At 56.4% G+C, this 19,626-nt stretch carries 15 protein-coding genes, 1 tRNA gene and 2 rRNA genes (1 of these 18 cut by a window edge); 9 read left to right on the plus strand and 9 right to left on the minus strand.

What is annotated here, in order from left to right; all coding sequences use genetic code 11:
* The first annotated feature begins 22 nt into the window (after nt 1-22).
* Both ACR3EH_RS07255 and ACR3EH_RS07260 read left to right on the plus strand, forming a co-directional pair.
* Nucleotides 23-1,369, plus strand: coding sequence for an MmgE/PrpD family protein (locus ACR3EH_RS07255; RefSeq protein WP_171188786.1), 1,347 nt, complete (start codon nt 23-25; stop codon nt 1,367-1,369).
* On the plus strand, nt 1,356-2,891 hold the full coding sequence (locus ACR3EH_RS07260; RefSeq protein ID WP_171188784.1) for a trimethylamine methyltransferase family protein: 1,536 nt from the start codon (nt 1,356-1,358) through the stop codon (nt 2,889-2,891). Before ACR3EH_RS07255 ends, ACR3EH_RS07260 begins: the two co-directional genes overlap by 14 nt.
* Nucleotides 2,892-3,014: 123 nt before the next feature.
* Here the strand turns inward: ACR3EH_RS07260 and ACR3EH_RS07265 are convergent, their stop codons facing one another.
* Genes ACR3EH_RS07265 through ACR3EH_RS07285 form a run of 5 tightly spaced genes read right to left on the minus strand, consistent with a single transcriptional unit; the run spans nt 3,015 to nt 8,773 of the window.
* The gene (locus ACR3EH_RS07265) at nt 3,015-4,022 is read right to left on the minus strand and encodes an Ldh family oxidoreductase (RefSeq protein WP_171188782.1); all 1,008 of its coding nucleotides are present in this window, start codon (nt 4,020-4,022) and stop codon (nt 3,015-3,017) included.
* Nucleotides 4,023-4,034: 12 nt separating this feature from the next.
* The gene (locus tag ACR3EH_RS07270; RefSeq protein WP_171188780.1) at nt 4,035-4,664 is read right to left on the minus strand and encodes a DUF3726 domain-containing protein; all 630 of its coding nucleotides are present in this window, start codon (nt 4,662-4,664) and stop codon (nt 4,035-4,037) included.
* Nucleotides 4,661-6,349 (minus strand): hypothetical protein, encoded by a 1,689-nt coding sequence (locus tag ACR3EH_RS07275; RefSeq protein ID WP_171188778.1) that lies wholly within the window; start codon nt 6,347-6,349, stop codon nt 4,661-4,663. Before ACR3EH_RS07275 ends, ACR3EH_RS07270 begins: the two co-directional genes overlap by 4 nt.
* 4 nt (nt 6,350-6,353) lie before the next feature.
* The gene (locus tag ACR3EH_RS07280; protein ID WP_171676383.1) at nt 6,354-7,328 is read right to left on the minus strand and encodes a membrane dipeptidase; all 975 of its coding nucleotides are present in this window, start codon (nt 7,326-7,328) and stop codon (nt 6,354-6,356) included.
* Entirely contained in the window at nt 7,328-8,773 is a 1,446-nt protein-coding gene (locus ACR3EH_RS07285; RefSeq protein ID WP_171188774.1) for an aldehyde dehydrogenase family protein, read from the minus strand. Before ACR3EH_RS07285 ends, ACR3EH_RS07280 begins: the two co-directional genes overlap by 1 nt.
* Before the next feature lie 99 nt (nt 8,774-8,872).
* On the opposite strand from ACR3EH_RS07285, the gene ACR3EH_RS07290 reads away from it, so the two are divergent.
* Nucleotides 8,873-9,745 carry a LysR family transcriptional regulator gene (locus tag ACR3EH_RS07290; protein ID WP_171188771.1) on the plus strand — a complete coding sequence of 291 codons (873 nt, stop codon included), beginning with the start codon at nt 8,873-8,875 and terminating at the stop codon, nt 9,743-9,745.
* A gap of 31 nt (nt 9,746-9,776) precedes the next feature.
* Here the strand turns inward: ACR3EH_RS07290 and ACR3EH_RS07295 are convergent, their stop codons facing one another.
* Nucleotides 9,777-10,676, minus strand: coding sequence for a LysR substrate-binding domain-containing protein (locus tag ACR3EH_RS07295; protein ID WP_171188769.1), 900 nt, complete (start codon nt 10,674-10,676; stop codon nt 9,777-9,779).
* A 134-nt stretch (nt 10,677-10,810) separates the two neighbouring features.
* On the opposite strand from ACR3EH_RS07295, the gene ACR3EH_RS07300 reads away from it, so the two are divergent.
* The 6 genes from ACR3EH_RS07300 (at nt 10,811) to ACR3EH_RS07325 (ending at nt 17,063) form a co-directional block, all read left to right on the plus strand.
* Entirely contained in the window at nt 10,811-11,899 is a 1,089-nt protein-coding gene (locus tag ACR3EH_RS07300; RefSeq protein WP_171188767.1) for an aromatic ring-hydroxylating oxygenase subunit alpha, read from the plus strand.
* Nucleotides 11,899-12,627 (plus strand): class II aldolase/adducin family protein, encoded by a 729-nt coding sequence (locus ACR3EH_RS07305; RefSeq protein WP_171188766.1) that lies wholly within the window; start codon nt 11,899-11,901, stop codon nt 12,625-12,627. The genes ACR3EH_RS07300 and ACR3EH_RS07305 overlap by 1 nt, the downstream gene beginning before the upstream one ends.
* Nucleotides 12,624-13,268 carry an enoyl-CoA hydratase/isomerase family protein gene (locus ACR3EH_RS07310; RefSeq protein ID WP_171188764.1) on the plus strand — a complete coding sequence of 215 codons (645 nt, stop codon included), beginning with the start codon at nt 12,624-12,626 and terminating at the stop codon, nt 13,266-13,268. Before ACR3EH_RS07305 ends, ACR3EH_RS07310 begins: the two co-directional genes overlap by 4 nt.
* A complete protein-coding gene (locus tag ACR3EH_RS07315) occupies nt 13,268-14,419 on the plus strand; it encodes a CaiB/BaiF CoA transferase family protein (protein WP_171648534.1) in 1,152 nt (383 codons plus the stop codon). The genes ACR3EH_RS07310 and ACR3EH_RS07315 overlap by 1 nt, the downstream gene beginning before the upstream one ends.
* A gap of 35 nt (nt 14,420-14,454) precedes the next feature.
* Nucleotides 14,455-15,285 carry an alpha/beta fold hydrolase gene (locus ACR3EH_RS07320; protein WP_171676386.1) on the plus strand — a complete coding sequence of 277 codons (831 nt, stop codon included), beginning with the start codon at nt 14,455-14,457 and terminating at the stop codon, nt 15,283-15,285.
* A 263-nt stretch (nt 15,286-15,548) separates the two neighbouring features.
* Nucleotides 15,549-17,063 (plus strand): sulfatase-like hydrolase/transferase, encoded by a 1,515-nt coding sequence (locus ACR3EH_RS07325; protein ID WP_171676389.1) that lies wholly within the window; start codon nt 15,549-15,551, stop codon nt 17,061-17,063.
* A 319-nt stretch (nt 17,064-17,382) separates the two neighbouring features.
* On the opposite strand, the gene ACR3EH_RS07330 is transcribed toward ACR3EH_RS07325, so the two are convergent.
* The 3 genes from ACR3EH_RS07330 to ACR3EH_RS07340 form a co-directional block, all read right to left on the minus strand.
* Nucleotides 17,383-17,459 (minus strand) — tRNA-Met (locus ACR3EH_RS07330).
* A gap of 53 nt (nt 17,460-17,512) precedes the next feature.
* Nucleotides 17,513-17,627, minus strand: a 5S ribosomal RNA gene (rrf, locus tag ACR3EH_RS07335).
* A 190-nt stretch (nt 17,628-17,817) separates the two neighbouring features.
* A 23S ribosomal RNA gene (locus ACR3EH_RS07340) occupies nt 17,818-19,626 on the minus strand (it continues 1,057 nt past the right edge of the window).

Raw genomic sequence — 19,626 nt, forward strand, 5'->3', positions numbered from 1 at the left:
AGGCTACTCTGGGTGCGGTTTCATGACCGCAATTTCCCGGCTGGCGCAGTTTGCAGTCCATGCAGTTCCCCCGCTTGATCTACGCGAAGTGATTGCCCCGGCAATCGCCGACTGCTTTGGATGCATCCTCGCCGGGTCGACAAGCGAAGTTGCCATGCGCGCGACCCGGGCCCTGGGCGGGTTTGGCGCAGGCCCCTGCCCACTATTTGGCACGAACCAGACCCTGAGCGCGCTCTTTGCCGCTCAGATCAATGCGATCGCTGGTCATGCCTGGGATCTGGATGATTGGGAGGAGCCGGGGAACTCGCATCCTACCGTGGTGTTGCTGCCCGCCCTTCTCGCGGCCAGTACGTTTCGCCGCACCACCGGGGCAGAGCTGTTGGCGGCTTATGCAGTTGGCACCGAAATCATCATGCGCCTTGGCGAAGCCGTGAGCTTGGATCACTATGCGCGTGGGTTCCATTCCACGGCTACATTGGGCACGATCGGCGTTGCCGGGGCGGTATCGCGCCTGCTGGCCCTATCGGCGGATCAGACTGCGCACGCCCTGTCGTTGGCAACCTCGACTGCGTCAGGATACACGCTGCAATTCGGGTCAAACACAAAACCGTTGCAAGCCGGATGGGCGGCACGGAATGGCTTGGAAGCAGCTGTGTTGGCAGCGCAAGGCGTCACGGGGCAACCGCACGTTCTGGATCATGCGCGAGGCTTCGCCGGGCTTCAAGGAAACTACGATCCATCTGTATTTAACGCCGCGATGGGCAAAATGGGATCGCCTTGGGCTTTGGGTGAATATGGCCTTGTCCTTAAACCCTGGCCCTCTTGCGGGTATACACATCGGCTGATGACCGCTGCGATAAACCTGCGCCCGGCGGTTAACGGAAGGTTTGGGGGCATCACCGCGATTGATACCCGCTTGCCTGACTTCCACGCCGAGATATTGCCGTTCAATCACCCCAAGTCACGCGCGGAAGCCTTGTTCTCAATCCCAGCCTGCGTCGGTCAAATTCTGGCCTCAGGGAACCTTACGCTATCAGACAGCGAAGACGCGTTCTGGAAATCACCTGCTGTTTCAAGGTTGATCCAACTAACGCGTGTGACAGCCGAACCCGCACGAAACCCGAACCTCAACTATGACCCCGATCAACCCGACTTGCTGCGCATAGAATTTAATGACGGGAGCGCAGTTTCGGAAGCCTGCGCTTTCCCGCTTGGCGCATCGCAGAACCCGATGACCAACGCCCAACTGGCCTCAAAATACACCGCGCTCACAGGACAACCGGAACGCGCATTCAGCGACCTTCTTGCATGGCCTGATGCACAGGACAGTGCCACGTTCTTTAAGGGATATTCAAATGAACCAGCGTAGACGATCAGGTGGCCGTGCGGCGCGACACCAAGCGAGAAACGATGGGGCCGGGTCTGGGCCGACACGCGCGATCTGGCCTGGAATTGAGGGCGGGCAATATGCGCCCCTCGCCCAGGCCGAGATTGAAATGGTCGATCACACTGCCATGCGTATTCTCGAGGAAATTGGCGTGAAAGGCGCGACGCCGCGATGCATCGAAACACTATGCTCAGCAGGTGGATCCCTGACAGATGACGGGCGTTTGTTGTTTCCTGAAGCAATGGTTCGAAAGACCCTTCAGATCGCAGGCCGTGGCTTCAAACTCTGCGGTCTGGATCCCGAAAATGACATCGACCCCTCTTCGTCGCGCACGCATTTCGGCACATCGGGTGCTGCCGTCCACATCATCGACAGTCAAACAGGCAAAATACGCGACACAACTCTGCGCGACCTATACGACATGGCGCGTTTGGCTGAACAACTGCCGAACATCCATATGTTCCAACGCACTGTTGTCGCGCGTGACATTGCGGACCCGCGTGAAATGGACCTCAATACGCTCTACGCCTGTCTGAAAGGAACAAGCAAACCCACAGGTACGTCTTTTGGATCGCCGGACGTCATGGAAGAGGCTGTCAGAATGCTTGCCCTTCTCATGGGCGGGCCCGATGCCTTGCGTGCACGACCGCCGGTTTGCGTGTCCACCTGCTTTGTCGTCCCGCCGCTGACATTCGCCGAAGAAGCACTTGGTGTGATCGAATGTGCGGCACGGCACGGTATTCCGCTCAAGCTTGTCTCGGCCGGTCAGGCTGGTGCGACCAGCCCGGCCCCATTGGCCGGGGCCGTGGCGCAACAAACCGCCGAGGTCCTGGCCGGGATTGTCTATGTCAACCTACTGAACCCCGGTCACCCAGCCACTTTCGGAGCGTTGCCATTTGTCAGTGATCTGCGGACCGGGGCCATGTCCGGAGGGTCCGCCGAGCAAGGTTTGCTGATGGCCGCCTGCGCACAAATGGCACGCCATTATGATGTCCCATGCGCTGTCAGCGCTGGCATGACCGACAGCAAACTCCCTGATTTTCAGGCTGGGTACGAAAAGGGATACACGGAACTTCTGGCCTCACTTGCTGGCGCAAATCTGGTCTACGAAGCGGCAGGAATGTACGGTTCGCTTCTTGGCGCATCGCTCGAAAGTTTCGTATTGGACAATGACCTCATTGGTTCAGTGATGCGGGCGACCCGCGGGTTCGAAGTATCGGAAGACACATTGTCACTTGAAACCATCCGCGATGTTTGCGTCGGAGGACCGGGGCATTTTTTGGGTCACGCGCAGACCATAAACCGAATGGAAAGCGACTATTTCTACCCGGCGATGGCGGACCGCAGAACACCGCAGGAGTGGTCTGAGGCACCTGATAAAGATGTCCTAGAACGGGCCCGACTGCGCACCCAAGAACTGCTTGCCAATCCAAGCCCTACACATATCCCCAAAGACATAGACAAGGCGATACGGCAACATTTTCCCATAAGGGACCTGCGGTAACGTTAGTGAAACTCTTAGGCCCAACTTAAAGGTCGAGGTATTTGCAGCGCTATATCAAACGCGGTTGAAACGCGGCGCATCCGATTTAAGAAAGCCGCGCCACAGGGGCCGTTCGACCGCACGTCACAGAAATTTTGATATCTTGTCGAGTGTAGCTTTGCTGACTGCGACGCCCGATTTACGAGCGATCTGGCGCTTCGCACTGCGGCCGTCACCGGGCAAATGCGCAGCCTCTTGAGCACGGATCGCGTCGACCAGTTCGGCAACCCCAGTCTCAAACCCACTCGACGCCGTCGCGCTTGGATCAATTGCAATGAAGAACTGACCTGTCTTCGGGGGGCCGCCCACAGTTCCTGAAAACGGGGATGCGTTGATGCCCAAACTGGCACCTGTCATAGCCGCCGCCATAAGCTCTACCATCAGAGCCACACCGACACCCTTGTATCCACCCGACGGTGCCATGGATCCCTTCAATCCAACCTCAGGATCGGTTGTTGGATTGCCGTCTGCGTCCAAGGCCCATCCCACCGGGATTGGCTTGCCTTCACGCGCATGTTTCATGACCTCGCTTTTGGCGATGGTACTGGCGCTCTGGTCGATCAGCAGGGCGGGTTCACCATCGGGACCGGGCGCGGCAATGGAAAAAGGATTGGTGCCCACCACAGGCTTCGACCCGCCGGACGGTGCGATCGAGGCGGGGGCGTTGGTGAACCCCAGCCCCACCAGCCCTGCCTGGGCCAGCCGATAGGTGTGGTAGCCCAAAACGCCACAGTTATAGCTGTTTTTAATAGCCAAAACCGCGACGCCCTGTTCTCGGGCCGCCGGGATCAGGACCTCAAACCCTGTGTCGATGGCCGAATGCGCAAAGCCGGTTGCGGCGTCAACCGCCACGACACCGGGTTTGGGGCGTGACAGAACGGGAACCGCTAAACCATCGACCTTGCCGCATTGCACATGCTCGCAATAGATCGGGATATAGGCGAGCCCGTGACTTGCAACGCCATCGGCCTCGGTTGCCGCTGTGGCCTGCGCCAGCGGGCGGGCATTTTCTTCGGATGTGCCAGCCGCTACGAGCGCGCGGAAAGACAGGTCTTCGATCTCAGCAAGGGTCAGGGTTTGTGTATCGGTCACTTTGGCGTCTCTTCAATCATTGTCAGAAAGCCCGGACCCTGCACCCAGCAGGCGGGATTCCTCGGTTGCGGGGGCATAGGTGCGGTGGGCAAAGCGGTTCAGTGTGTCCCAATCCTGTGGGTCAGGATAGGCGCGCGTCTCTTGTTCACGTGTTGTGATCGGCGCACCGCCTCGGGAAACCACGACCGTGTGGGCCGTTTTTGGCAAACTGTCCGGGGCCATGAGCCAATCCTCGCCCACGACACCCTGAACCGTGTCGATCTCAATCGTCAGCGCTTCATTCAAAATGCGCGCGGCATGACGCGCAAACGGCAGCATCAAGGCGGGCACTGCGACGTTCCGCATCTCAATTGGGCCCGTTTTCAGAAAGTGGGCCGCATCAGACAACAAAGGCCCCGCAGACAAGGGACACAACGCTTCTTTGCCTTGCCAGAGGCAATTAATCTGCCCAGGGCGATGCGCTGCCGGATCCGAAGCCAGCCCCTGCTCCAACAACAAGGACAAAATCCCCGCCCCGTCCAGCCCCTGCACGCACAGCCAGCGGGCCGCCTTCGACGCCTCCTCGGCCTGGCCCCAGGAATAGCCCGCGCCACGGGTGGCCCGTTTTGCGGTTGCTTCCATCTCGTTGAGCGAAAAATTCATGTTGGTTCCTGCGGGTATACCCAAAGATCCGCGTTTTCAGAAGTCAGCTCCTCCGGGTACGGCGCACCGGAATACATGCAGATTCGCACCCATCGATCCGAACGGGGGTCAAAATGGGTTGCCCCAAAGAATGACAGCTTTGCACGCAGCATGTCGATAGGCAGCACCTTTGACCCAATCGTGTTATCCCGGATTTCGCCATAGGGTGCGGATGGGGTCATTTGAACGCGCCGGATCGTGTGGCGATGTTCCGGGTGGCGCAGCAGAAATTCGGCCACGGGCTTGGTGTCTTCCCACCCGCCCAGCGCGTCATAGGCAGCCGCTGCATCCCGCGCCGGGGCCAGAGGTTGTTCATAGTCAGAAATGGGTTCATCAAACCGTTCCCCCATGCGGGGTTCCAGCTTTTCTTCAGAAACATACCACGCCCGCGCGCAATTCTCGCGGACGTCCCAATCCAGATCCAAAGCCCAGGCATATGTTTCCCGGATAAGATCACGGACTGCCCCGATAGGCATGGTTCCATCTATCACAAACGCCTGCGAGCGGGTATCTGCCATGCACGAAGCCAGCCCGTCCACCAAATCGCCATAAGGCTCCAGGATCAGCGACGCCAGCAACTCCTGACCTTCCTCGCTAAGCGCGGTTTCTGACCAGTCCACCAGTCGATTCCACGGTCGATCTGCGGTCAAATCATCTTGGCTCAGATACTCGGAGATCAACAACAGGTCGGCCTTCAACGCCTCGAGCTTTTTGACCTGTATCTGATGTTCAGATCGCCACCACGAAACCGACAGTCGGCTGCGTTCGAAAACTTCGCGGAACCGCGCGATCTCGGCGTCGCTGGCAACTTCCGCAGACCGAACCCGCGCAATCGCTTCTTCCCGTACCATGATCCAGTTGTTGAACAGAACCGGGTGGTTGACGATGAACGGTGCCATGCCAAGCCCGGTGGAGTTACCAATCCCCAGCCAGCGGGAAATTTCTGGGTCCAAAGTCGCCGCTTTATCGCCGCCTTGGACATTCGCCATGTGTTGCACCAGATCCCGCACAAACGCTCGGGTCAGAAAGACCGATAGCATCTCGACCTGAAACGGGGCCTGCGTCTCGGGCCGGTCAGCAACTTTTTCCCGATCCGCCGCGCCAAATTTGCCCGAGCCATATACAGCAGTTGTCCGCATCAGGTACCCAACTTGATAGATCTGCTCTACATCCGGCTGCTGGCCTGCGGCCAAGGATTTCACAACATGGTCCCAAAGGCGGACCGAGCGATTGGCACGAGACAAGGACAGCTCGCTTTCGCTCACCCGCCCGGCCTCTTGCAGGGGTACGTTTTGGGAAAGGCGGTCAATGTCGGCCTCGGTCGGGATGCCGTCGAACAAAGCAAAGGTGGCATCCCACGCTTCGGCAATCACCCGATCCGACCGTTGTTCCGGTGGCAAGTCATGAGCAAAGGCCACCAGCGAATAAGTCCGATCCGGCCCTTGAGCGGTATAGACCGCCCGACCAACACCATTGGCGTCAATGTCAAAGACAGGCCGTGTGAACGACCAGTTTTCCCGCGCCATTCGGCGGGTCAATTGCCGCATGAAACTCAGCCGACACTGATGCAAAGAACCCAACCGCGACAGCCGCATAACTGTGGCCGGGTCTCGTCTTTCGATCTGTGTCTGCGTCAGTTTTTCCATTCATCTACCCTTGAGGCCCGAAGTTCTCGGCAAAGAACCTGTACCAGTTTTCACCCATGATACCGGCCACTTCTTCATCGTTCAGACCGGTCGCTCGCAACCCGGATTCGATGTTTCCAAAGTCCCGATTGTCCTGAAACCAGGACGGCATCGGGGGGAATCCGGGGTTACTTGCCGACCCCTCGCCATAGTCGATCTGCTTCGACCAACGGCCAACCCGCATCCATTCGACAACGCTGTCGGGCTGATCCTGACACAGATCCGTACCGATCCCCAGATGTTCCGCTCCGTATTTCTCAGCCGTCCGCGCAATCATCTCGCAGAAGCTTTCAAGAGTGCAGTCCGACTTGTCCTTCAGGTGATGAGGATAGACCGAAAACCCCAACATCCCACCGTTTTCAGTCACCGCACGTATCACTTCGTAGCGTTTGTTACGCAGGGCCGGGGCCCAATCAAACGGGTTAGCGTGGGTGATCGTAATCGGACGCTCGGACAGCTCGGCCGCCTCGATCGTGGACCGGTCGGCTGAATGGCTCATGTCAACGACAAGCCCGACCCGGTTCATTTCCTTGATCACCTGACGCCCCATGCGGGTGATCCCAGTGTCTTCGGCCTCGTAGCAGCCTGTCGCCAAAAGCGATTGGTTGTTGTAGGTCAGCTGCATGAATCGCGCGCCCAGTGTATGCACGATTTCGACCAAGCCGATGTCATCTTCGATGGGCGATGGGTTCTGAAACCCAAAGAACACTGCTGTGCGCCCGGTTTCCCGCGCCGTGTCAATGTCGCTGGCCCATTGACCCTTCATGATCAGGTCCGGGTATTGTTCGAACCAGCGGTTCCATTTCTCAAAGTTCAGAACCGTCTCGCGGAAATTCTCGTGATAGGCGATGGTGACGTGGATCGCGTCCACGCCCCCTTCGCGCAATTGCCGAAAGATCTTTTCGGACCAGTTGGCGTATTGCAGCCCGTCGATCCGCATCAGATCGGCTTTCCGGCGCTGATATATGCGGTTTTGACCGTCGTGTAGAACTCGGCCGCAGCCTTGCCCTGTTCACGTGGGCCATAAGAGCTGTCACCACACCCGCCAAAGGGTACATGATAATCCGTGCCCGCTGTGGGCAGGTTTACCGTCACAACCCCGGTGCGTGCATTGCGCCGGAAATGTGTGGCGCGGGCCAGATTTTGCGTGACGATGCCCGAGGTCAGACCGAAATAGGTATCGTTGACCGTTGCCAAAGCCTCATCATAGCTGTCGACCTTGATGACCGAGGTCAATGGCGCGAACATCTCTTCCCGGTTGATGCGCATGTCGTTGGTGGTGTTCAGGAACACGCCGGGGCTCATGTAATACCCATCATGCGGCATCTCCAAACGCTGTCCACCGCAAGCCAGTTCAGCCCCTTCAGATTTGCCCAGATCGACATAGGCCAGGTTCTCGGCCAGTTGCTGCGCGCTGACGACAGGGCCCATCTGAGTCCCCTCTTCCAGCGCGTGACCGACTTTCATCGCCTGAGCACCAGAGACCAGTTTCTCGACAAACGCGTCATGCACAGCAGCATGAACCACCAGCCGCGATGAGGCGGTACATTTCTGACCGGTTCCCCCAAATGCGCCACCCAATGCCAACGAAACGGCAAGGTCGAGGTCGGCGTCGTCCATCACGGCCAGCGCATTTTTCGAACCCATCTCCATCTGCACCTTGGTCAGGTTCTGGATGGCAGCTGCTGCAATGCCCTTGCCCACCGGCACCGATCCGGTGAACGAGATGGCGTTCACCTTCGGGCTTTCCGCCAGCCGTTGCCCAATGGATCGACCCGAGCCCATGACAAGACTAAACAGGCCCTTGGGAATATCCTGACGGTTGATGATCTCGGTCAGGGCCACGGCAGAGGCAGGCGTGATGTTGGCGGGTTTCCAGACTACCGCATTGCCATAGCAGAGCGCCGGCGCGATTTTCCACGAAGCCGTCGCGGTCGGGAAGTTCCACGGGCTGATAACGGCCACAACGCCAACCGCCTCGCGGCGCACGTCAATCTCGATATCAGGACGTACGGAATCCGCGTTCTCGCCGATCTGACGCAGGCATTCAGCTGCATAATAGGTAAAGAACTGACCGGCGCGATAGACCTCGCCCTTCCCTTCTGCAAAGGGTTTACCTTCTTCACGGCTGAGCAAAGTGCCCAGCTCTTCGGCGCGGGCCATCAGTTCGTTGCCAATGTTCATCAACACGGCCTGCTTGCGTTCCAGCCCATAAGCGGCCCATTCGGCTTGCGCGATGCGCGCCTGGTCCAGTGTCGCCTCAAGCTGATCCGCACTGGCTTGTGCGAAATGGCCGATCAGGTCGCTCAGATCAGACGGATTGCGGTTTTCGATTTCACTTTCACCGGCAAGCCATTCGCCAGCGATGAGATTCAGGTTGGTCACGACGGGCCTCAAGTTCAAGAAAGTTTGCCCGAGAATGGACTTTTGGGGCCATATCAGTCAAATTCAAATAAATTTACCAAACTTCAGGAAAACTGAAATTTGACAATCAAGATTGAAATGCTGCGTTGCTTTTGCGTTGTCGCACAAACCGGCAACCTGTCGGAGGCTGCCGACCGGCTGGGACGTACCCAATCCGCTGTCTCGATGACCCTTAAGCAATTTGAAGATCACCTGGGGAAAAAGCTGTTTGTCGGCGAACGTAAAAACCATCTGTCCGCTTTGGGTGAGCAGGTGTTTGAGTTATCCCTCAAACAGGTGCGCCAGTTTGATGAGACAGTGCAATCCATCGAAGCTGCGGCCCACGCTGCCAATGGGTTGATCCGAATAGCGTCCGTCCCCTCGGTCGCCGCGTTGATTTTCCCGTCCGTGCTTGAACACATGACACAATGTTTTCCTGGCGTTAAAGTTGAGCTTCGGGATGCTGATACGCGACAGGTTCTGGACGCGCTTGCAGACGGGAAAGCCGACATTGGAATTGCGTCTGGCTTTCATCCAGTCAAGGGCGTCAAAGCCTATCCCTTTTTCGAAGATCAATTCGGTCTGGTCTGTACGGCTGACCATCCGCTGAATAAAATGGCCGATCCGCCGACCGTGGATGAGGTGGTAACACCCACATTTGTTCGAAATGCCCTGTGTGATCTCATTGAGGCACAGGAATATGTTGAAGCGCTGGAAGGGACCAACGTTACGATTCACAACACCCAGTCCCTGATAGCAATGGTGGCAACTGGAAAGTGGATCACCATCCTTCCCCAAACCGTTGCTCGCATTATCCCTGAAAGCATGGCCTTTCGCACGTTGTCCGATCTACCCGACAGGCGACAGGTCTATTTGTATGTCAAGGAAAAGCCCCGCTTCAAAGCATTGGCAGACGCGTGTAGCACGTTCATTCTTTCCAGCGACCTGACCTAAGGGCTGCAAGTTATCACCTCAGCACCGAACATCAACCGTTCTGGCCCGCTTCTTGCACAATCCAATCCCGAAAAGCTTTTAGCTGCGGCTGTTCAATTGCATCGGATGGGTAAACCAGATGGTAGGATCTTGAAGGCGCAAAATCGTTGTCGAACGGTCGGATCAACTGGCCGGATTGCAATTCGACTTCAATCAACGGCAATAACCCAAGTGATACACCCTGACCCGACAACACCGCCCGGAGCAGAACACTCGAATCGTCTATAATCACACCGGGAAGGTGGTCGCCGGTTTCCACCCCGTGTGCATCGAACCACTCCAGCCAGTCGACTTGATCCTTCCAGTGCAACAGAGGTAGGCGCAGCAGATCCGCAGGCTTCAAAGGGCGCGCACTCTCGGCGATCAGAGTTGGGCTGATGACGGGCGACGTTGGAAATCGCAGCAGCGGTTCCGATGTCAATCTCGGCCAATCTCCGTCCCCCCATGCCAGCATCATGTCGGTCTGACCGTCCGAAAACTCCACCCCGCCCGGGGAATACTGAAGATGCAGGCCCGTTTCGGGAAAGCGTTGCCAAAAGCTGAACAGGCGGCGGGATAACCATTGCGACCCGATCAGCGCGCCGACGCCAACCGTTATAGACGATCTATTCGCTGTCTGGCGTACGTCCTGCACGGCCCGGTCAAGCCGCGCAAATACCGCCTCGCAGGCTTCGGAAAACTGCTGCCCTGCTTCGTTCAAAACAACCGACTGCGCGTGGCGTTCGAACAGGGGACAGCCCAGATGAGCCTCGAGCGATTTGATCTGCGAACTCACGGCTGTGGGCGTCACGCCCAGCTCTGTCGCTGCGCGTTTGAAGTTTCCATACCGCGCGGCAATCCAAAAGACACGAACCGCCCCGAGCGGTGGAACGTCAACGGTGTTTTGGGTCATGAGGGCAATCTGAAGTTATCCTAGATGTAAAGATTCTATATCTGTGCAAAGGGATCAGTGCAATGCAGGCTAATGCTGAACAACATCCCCGCGATGCGGCGCCACTTGGGCAAGCCAGCCAGGAGAGACCCCAGATGCCACGAGATTTGCCTTTGCAGGCCAAATATTACACTCAGCCGGACTGGTTCGAGGTTGATAAGGAAAAAATCTTCTTCCGAAGCTGGCAATGCGTATGCCATGTGTCCGAAATTGCCGATCCGGGCGATTTCAAGACCTTTGCCATTGTGGATGAGGACATCTTTATCATTCGCGCGCAGGATGGTGGTATCAATGCGTACTACAATATCTGTCGCCACCGTGGTCACCCTCTGGTCGAAGGGACAGGCAAGGGCAAGAGGGTTTTGGTCTGCCCTTATCATGCGTGGACGTATGAAATTAACGGCCGACTGCGCCGCGCACCCGGCTCGGTCGAAAGTGATGGCCTAAGCTGCGACCAAATCAATCTGCGTAAAATCCGGGTCGAAGAGTTTTGCGGATTTATCTTTGTCAATCTGGACGAAAATGCCGAACCCATGGGCCCCGATCTAGAAGAATACCGCCAGAACCTGCTGAGCTTTCACGCCGACCCCGGCCAGCTGAAATTCGTTTGCGAAACCGAGATCACGCACGATAGCAACTGGAAGCTTACGGTCGAAAACTACAACGAATGCTACCATTGCCCGACCGTGCACGCGAGCTCGCTGACCCATGGCGTTCTTGAGATGGATGGATACACTACGGTCCCGCATGGCAAGACAATCTGGCATGATGGCAAGGCACAGACGAAGAACGAAAAGCAGTATGACTATGATCTGAATGCCAGCCCACGCGCAGATGATTATGGTGCTTATTGGATCTTTCCCAATGTATCGATGTGCTGTTACCCCGGAGGGTACTTTACGATCCGTCAGTTTTTGCCTGTGGCCTGGAACAAGACGATCTATCGCTATCGATGGTTCTCGAGCGGCAACATCGCGGACGAGGATGTGATCGCATTGATGCACAAGCACAAGGAAACAACCGGGGCCGAAGACGAAGTGGTTGTGTCGAAAATCCAGAAAGGCATGCAAAGCCGCGCGTTCGAGCCGGGGCCTTATGTTATCGGTGACGGCTGCGGCGCGATGAGTGAGGTCGGACTACGACATTTCCACAATTTGTACCGCGAAGCGCTGGGAGAGACGTGATGAGTAACGTGATCCGTCAGGACTTGGCCGCGCTTTATCGCCTTGCTCATCATTACGGCTGGACCGACCTGACATCGACCCATATCTCGGCGCGTCTGCCAGAAGACCCTGACCATTACCTGTTGAACTCTCATGATTTGATGTTCGACGAAATCACGGCTTCGACCCTGACCCGCATGTCGTTCGACGGGCAGGCCGTCGATGACGGGCCGGACAGCGGTAAGATCGTCAATCTGGCCGGACACATCATCCACTCGGGCATCCTGTTGGCCCGGCCTGACGTGAATTACGTGATCCACAGCCACACGCGTGCTGGCGTTGCCGTTTCGGCCATGCCCAATGGGCTGTTGGCCTTGTCCCAACATGCAGGGTTTGTATTAGGCACACTGTCGAGCCATCCCTATCAGGACTCTACAGCAGTTGAGGACGAAGGTGCCCTGTTGGCGCGCGACCTTGGCAACAACTTTGCCATGTTGTTACAGAACCACGGGCTATTGGTGGTCGGACGCACGGCGGCAGAAGCCTTCATTTATCACTACTACCTTGAGATGGCCTGCAAAATTCAGGTCGATATTCTGAGTGCGACGGACAAGCCGATCACGATCACAGACGATGCGATGGATGCCTTGCACGACTGGGGCGCGCCGCAAAACGGACCACATGGGGGCGTCCAGTGGCCAGCACTGATGCGTATGCTGGATCGAAGCGTGCCGGAGTTCCGGTCATGAGTGACAACGACCTAGTCCAAACCCAACGCGAAGGTGCCTGTCTGACTGTTACAATCAACAGACCAGTGAAGGCTAACTCACTGACACACTCGATGCTGGTCTCTCTGCGTGACATCTTCCTTGAAGCCGCCAGTGACACAGGGCTGCGTGCCGTGATTATTACTGGCGCGGGCGGGCGCGTTTTCTGCGCTGGTGCGGATCTCAACACACTTTCAACCCACGTGAACGGCCCAGACCCCTGGGACGAAATGGCCCAAGCGCTCAGAGCTATCCCGGTGCTGACCCTGGCTGCCATTAACGGACCTTGCATCGGCGGGGGTATGACCCTGGCCCTTGCGTGCGACATCCGGGTTTGTGTGACCGAAACACGGTTTTCCTACCCGGTGCTCAAGAACAATGTTTTGCCCGGTCAATACGATGTAAACAGGCTACAAGCGCTAATTGGCCCGGGTCGGAGCGCAGCGATCCTTTTGGGGGGCGATGCCGTCAACGCAGAAGATGCAGCCATGTGGGGTCTGGTCGACCGAATGGTGACGCAAGAGGATTTAGCAGACACCTGCCAAGCATTGTGCGCCCCAGCCATAGCCTCTGCCGACGGGCATCTGAAAACCCTAAAATCCATGCTCGGAAGGAGTTCTTGATGAAAGGTATCCGAATTGTCGACATGACATCCGTCCTGTCCGGGCCGTTCTGCACGTGGTTGATGGCCAGCCTGGGCGCCGACGTCATCAAGGTGGAAAACCCGGCTGGCGACATTGCCCGCACAACTCCGCCGTTCGAGAATGACATCAGCCTCTATTTTGCGTCCCTGAACCGCAACAAGCGCTCGGTCGTTCTGGACCTGAAGACGGAACAGGGCAAAGAAGCCCTGCACAAGCTGCTGGCCACGGCAGATGTGTTTGTCGAGAACATGCGGCCCGGTGTGCGCGACCGGTTGGGATGCAGCGACGCCGATCTGAAACGGATCAACCCGCGCCTGATCTCGGCCTCGATCAGCGGCTTTGGGCAAACCGGAAGCCTTTCGCACCGCCCTGCCTATGACATCGTGGTCCAGGCAATGAGCGGCATGATGAGCATAAACGGAGAGTTGGACGGTGACCCCACCCGCGTCGGCTTTTCGATAGGCGACATCTCGGCCGCGCTGTTCACCACCATCGGCATTCTGCAACGTCTGTATGAGCGCGACGCAAATGGGGTTCAAGACACCAGCCATCTGGACGTGTCCATGCTGGCCTGTCAGTGGGTCTGCCTGGAAAACGCGTTTGCACGCTATCTCAATGCCGGGATCGTTCCAAATCCCATCGGCTCACGCCACCCGTCGATGACCCCTTTTGAGCCCTATCCGACAGCGGACCGGGATATCGTCATAGGTCTGGGCAGCGACAAGGACTGGCCCCGGTTCTGCGAGGCCATCGGGTATCTTGACCTGCTGGATGACCCTCGTTTTCAGGGGGATGAGGCCCGGCTGGCCAATCGCGACGCCTTGGATCAGGTCTTGGGCGCGCATCTGAAGCAGCATACGGCATCTCATTGGATACAGATTTTGATCGACAACAGCATTCCGTGCTCGGTGGTCGAGAACATCCAAACAATTGCAGACAATCCTATCGCAGAAGAATACGCCGCCTTTTCCACCGTAAGCTCTGAAGGGAAAGATATGCGTTTTGCGCGCAACCCCATTGCTGATCGCGGCCTTCAGGAAAACCCGGCACCCCGCCTGGGGCAACATACAAGCGAAGTTCTGTCAGAACTGGGATATGACGATGCAGCCATCGCATCTTTGACACGCTGAACTCAAAACCCTCGGACCAAAACAGGACTATTCGAATGCCCGTGCTTCAAACGCCAGACGGCACAACGCTTTATCACGAGGTGACCGGAAAAGGCGACCCGATTGTGTTTGTTCACGAATTCGGTGGCGACTATCGCAGCTGGTATCGACAGATATCAGAGCTGTCGCGGTCATTTTGCTGCATCACATTTTCGGCGCGCGGGTTTCTTCCGTCTGATATCCCTTCGAACCGTTCCCAATATGGGCAAGAGCAATCGACCGGCGATCTGTTGGCCCTGCTCGATCATCTTAACATAGAAGCCGCGCATCTTGTCGGAACGTCAATGGGCAGCTTCACCAGTCTGGACTTTTCGCTGAACCATCCCGATCGCGTACTCAGCGTGACGCTGGTAGGCAACAGCTCGGGACCCCGGGACGCGGACGAACGGGAAAACTATCGGAAAACCTGGGTCGGGCACGAACTCCAACTGCGCGAAGACCGGGGCGGTGATGGAGCCGTTGCTGTGCTGGAGGATGACACCGCCTATCAGAGTTTTCAGAAAGATGACCCCGAAGGATGGTCAACATATGCCGCAAACCTGCGCGATCAGTCCCCCGAAGGGGCGGTGCATGTGCTGTCCACACTGCATTGGAACCGGCGCTCATTGTTTGACGACGTGGCCCGGCTAAAAGCGTTCGACAAACCCGTTATGCTCGTGACCGGTGATGACGACTACTATCTGGTCGGCGAAACAAATGCCTTTCTCAACGACGTCCTTTCCGATGTCAGATGGCATCGCTTTCCAGCAACCGGTCATTTGGTCAACATCGAACGGGCGGAGGCATTCAACAGCCAACTGGCCGAGTTTGTCGGGAAACAGGAATAGCGGACCTAAACCACTCCGGGGTTCCAGCGTACAATCCAAGCCCATATCGACTATGTGGGCTTGGGTCATCAGTGTAGCAATTGCGTCGAGATATGAGAAATGGCTAGTACTGCAGAAACATTGGCAAACTCCGCTGTTCATTCTTTGAGTGCGCTCAGAGCTACCCTCGTCTACGCAACAGTCGGCAGCAGTGGGCTAACCTTGACCGAATTGACGTTTTGAACGACCGTCCGGTGTGAGACGTTGCAGGAAGGGGCAGCCCCATGAGCGATCAATCCAACGAGGCAGACAAAACACAGCGTCGCGAAAGATCAAACATTCTGATCATCATCTCTGACGAGCATCGCAAGGACGCGATGGGATGCATGGGGCACCCAATCGTCAAGACGCCAAACCTGGACGCATTGGCTGCTCGAGGTACGCTTTTTACCAATGCCTACACGCCATCGCCCATGTGTGTGCCAACCCGCGCCGCGATTGCAACCGGTGATCACGTTCACAAGACCCGACACTGGGATAGCGCCTCGCCCTATGATGGACGGATCCGAAGCTGGATGCGTCATTTACGCGATCGGGGAATTCAAACTGTGTCTATCGGCAAGCTTCACTTTCGGTCGACCAAGGACGACAACGGATTCTCTGAAGAAATCCTGCCAATGCACGTCGTGGGCGGCGTCGGATGGCCCATCGGCCTCCTTCGCGAAACCCCTCAACCTTATGATGCGGCGGCCGAATTGGCCGCCGACGTTGGTGTTGGAAACAGCGCTTATACCGACTACGACCGAGAGATCACGAAAGCTGCCGAAGCGTGGCTGCACAAACAAACAGGCTCGGATCAACCTTGGGCCGCGTTCGTGTCACTGGTCAGCCCCCATTACCCGCTCACGTGCCCGGAAGAGTATTATACCATGTATTACCCGGCACAAATCGACTTGCCGGTAGGCTATGAGGATCGCTTCCGGCCAGAGCACACCGAATTGCGCAATGTCGCTGAGTTCTTCGATTACGAGAAGTACTTTGATGAGCAAAAAATGCGTGAAGCGAAAGCCGCCTACTATGGCCTTACGAGTTTCATGGATGATTGCGTCGGCCGCATTCTGAGCGCTCTGGAAAAAAGTGGTCAGGCAGACGACACAGTTGTGGTTTATGTCTCGGACCATGGGGACATGATGGGTGATCAGGGATTTTGGACAAAACAGGTGATGTACGAACAATCCGCCGGTGTGCCCATGATCCTCGCAGGGCCTGGCGTTCCTAAAAGGCGCAAGGTGACCACTGGAGCTTCACTGGTGGACCTGGCCGCGACTGCGGTAGACGTCACAGGTGTATCCCATGACGAAACAAGCCGTGATTTGCCAGGTATTTCTCTGCGCGAACTGGCTCTTGAAGCAGACAATCCCGACCGCACGATCCTGAGCGAATACCATGATGGTGGGTCAACCACCGGGACATTCATGATACGGTGGCAGCGTTGGAAATACGTTCACTATGTCGGCCATGATCCGCAACTTTTCGATCTTACAAACGATCCTAATGAACTTCGGGATCTTGTGGCTCTGCAAGCAGATGACCCGCAGACAATAGCTGCATTAGCGGAAGGCGAACATCGTTTGAGAAAGATTTGCGACCCGGAAACCGTCAACACATTGTGCTTCGCGGACCAGAAAGCACGCATAGCCGAACTGGGCGGAAAGGAAGCTTGCCTGACAGCTTATTGCTTCAACCACACGCCCACGCCACGCGAGCAGGAAAAGATGCGCGAAGCAAGCGCTTTGTGAGATTGTCTATTGGAATATTCGCAACGGAAACCGACCGCCGCTAACCCAAGAAAAAGAAGATGCGATGGTAAAACGTGCAAAAGAACCACCAAGGGAAAACAGTTGTTTAAGCTGTGGATCGACAAACTTTCGGAGCGCTGATGCAATTCGGATTATCTTGATAAAGCGATCACTAGGCGGTCAAATATGTCAAAGTTGACGTTTCCGCTATTTGAACCTCTGACCTTTTGGTTTTGAACCTGAGGAGGTTTGATCGTTAAGCCCACAGTCCAGTGGACTGTTTGTAGATCGACTGGTCTGTGTTGGGATTTTCCGACGCTGGTTGCGGGAGTAGGATTTGAACCTACGACCTTCAGGTTATGAGCCTGACGAGCTACCGGGCTGCTCCATCCCGCGTCAGGGTCGGAAAGTGTTTGATCGTATTAGAGAGATTGTTGGGCTTTTTCTAGGTTTGGCGGTGACCTACTCTCCCGGGGCTTAAGCCCAAGTACCATTGGCGCGGCAGTGCTTAACTTCCGGGTTCGGTATGGGACCGGGTGTTTCACTTGCGCTATGACCACCAAACCGAGGAAAAGCCCATGTCGACTTTCTTGCGGAGCAAGAAAGCGACGGGTGGCAGGCAGCGTATTCGCTTGCGAATGCGCGGTGCCACTCGGTTGTGTTTATCAACCAACAGTGCCGCTTGGTGCGACACGGTTATCCAAACCAAGGTCGGTGTATGCTTTTGGTTTGATTTGTCTTTCTGTTACTGGATCAAATCAAGCCTATCGGGCGATTAGTACCGGTCAACTGAACGCATTACTGCGCTTACATCTCCGGCCTATTGACGTGGTGGTCTTCCACGGCCCTCAGGGAGACCTTGTTTTGAGGGGGGCTTCCCGCTTAGATGCCTTCAGCGGTTATCCTGTCCGATCATAGCTACCCAGCACTGCCGTTGGCACGACAACTGGTCCACCAGTGGATCGTTCACCCCGGTCCTCTCGTACTAGGGGCAACTCCTCTCAAGTCTCCTACACCCACGGCAGATAGGGACCGAACTGTCTCACGACGTTCTAAACCCAGCTCACGTACCTCTTTAAACGGCGAACAGCCGTACCCTTGGGACCTGCTCCAGCCCCAGGATGAGATGAGCCGACATCGAGGTGCCAAACACTGCCGTCGATATGGACTCTTGGGCAGTATCAGCCTGTTATCCCCGGCGTACCTTTTATCCGTTGAGCGATGGCCCTTCCACTCGGGACCACCGGATCACTATGGCCGTCTTTCGACTCTGCTCGACTTGTCAGTCTTGCAGTCAGGCTGGCTTCTGCCATTGCACTCAACGAGCGATTTCCGACCGCTCTGAGCCAACCTTCGCGCGCCTCCGTTACGCTTTAGGAGGCGACCGCCCCAGTCAAACTACCCGCCACGCAGGGTCCCGGATCCGGATAACGGACCGCGGTTAGACATCAAGAGTGCGAAGGGTGGTATCTCAAGGGAGGCTCCACGGATACTTGCGTTTCCGCTTCAAAGCCTACCACCTATCCTGCACATCACAATCCTGATGCCAGTGCGAAGCTGTAGTAAAGGTGCACGGGGTCTTTCCGTCTAACCGCGGGAAGCCTGCATCTTGACAGGCAATTCAATTTCGCTGAGTCGATGTTGGAGACAGCGGGGAAGTCGTTACGCCATTCGTGCAGGTCGGAACTTACCCGACAAGGAATTTCGCTACCTTAGGACCGTTATAGTTACGGCCGCCGTTTACCTGGGCTTCAATTCAAGGCTCTCACCTCTCCTTTTAACCTTCAGGCACCGGGCAGGCGTCAGACCCTATACGTCGTCTTGCGACTTCGCAGAGCCCTGTGTTTTTAATAAACAGTCGCCACCCCCTGGTTTGTGCCCCCAGCCCCTAGTTGCCTAGGAACCGGGCCTCCTTCTCGCGAACTTACGGAGGTATTTTGCCGAGTTCCTTCAACATCGTTCTCTCAAGCGCCTTGGTATGCTCTACCAGTCCACCTGTGTCGGTTTAGGGTACGGTCTGATGGAGGGCTATTTCCAGGAACCACTCAGCAGCCCAATCAATCCGATAAGATTGAACTACACCTGTGATCCGTCACATCCTCCTGGCCTAGGAATATTAACCTAGTTCCCATCGCCTACGCCTTTCGGCCTCGGCTTAGGGGCCGGCTTACCCTGCTCAGATTAGCTTTAAGCAGGAACCCTTGGACTTTCGGCGAGAGTGTCTCTCACACTCTTTGTCGCTACTCATGTCATCATTCTCACTAGTGATCTCTCCACCGGATCGCTCACGCGCCGGCTTCATCGAAAGAACTCTATCCTGCGCTACCGCCTATTCGGCTACTTGAGCGCGCTTACGCGCACCACATAACCGGCGGCAATACAGGATGAGTTCTATGTCACACTACGCTCTGCTACCATGCCTTACGGCATCCTAAGCTTCGGCTCATGGCTTGAGCCCCGTTACATCTTCGCCGCAGGACAACTTATTTAGACCAGTGAGCTGTTACGCTATCTTTAAAGGATGGCTGCTTCTAAGCCAACCTCCTGGTTGTTTTGGTCGTCC

This window comes from Ruegeria sp. BG7, assembly GCF_056535685.1.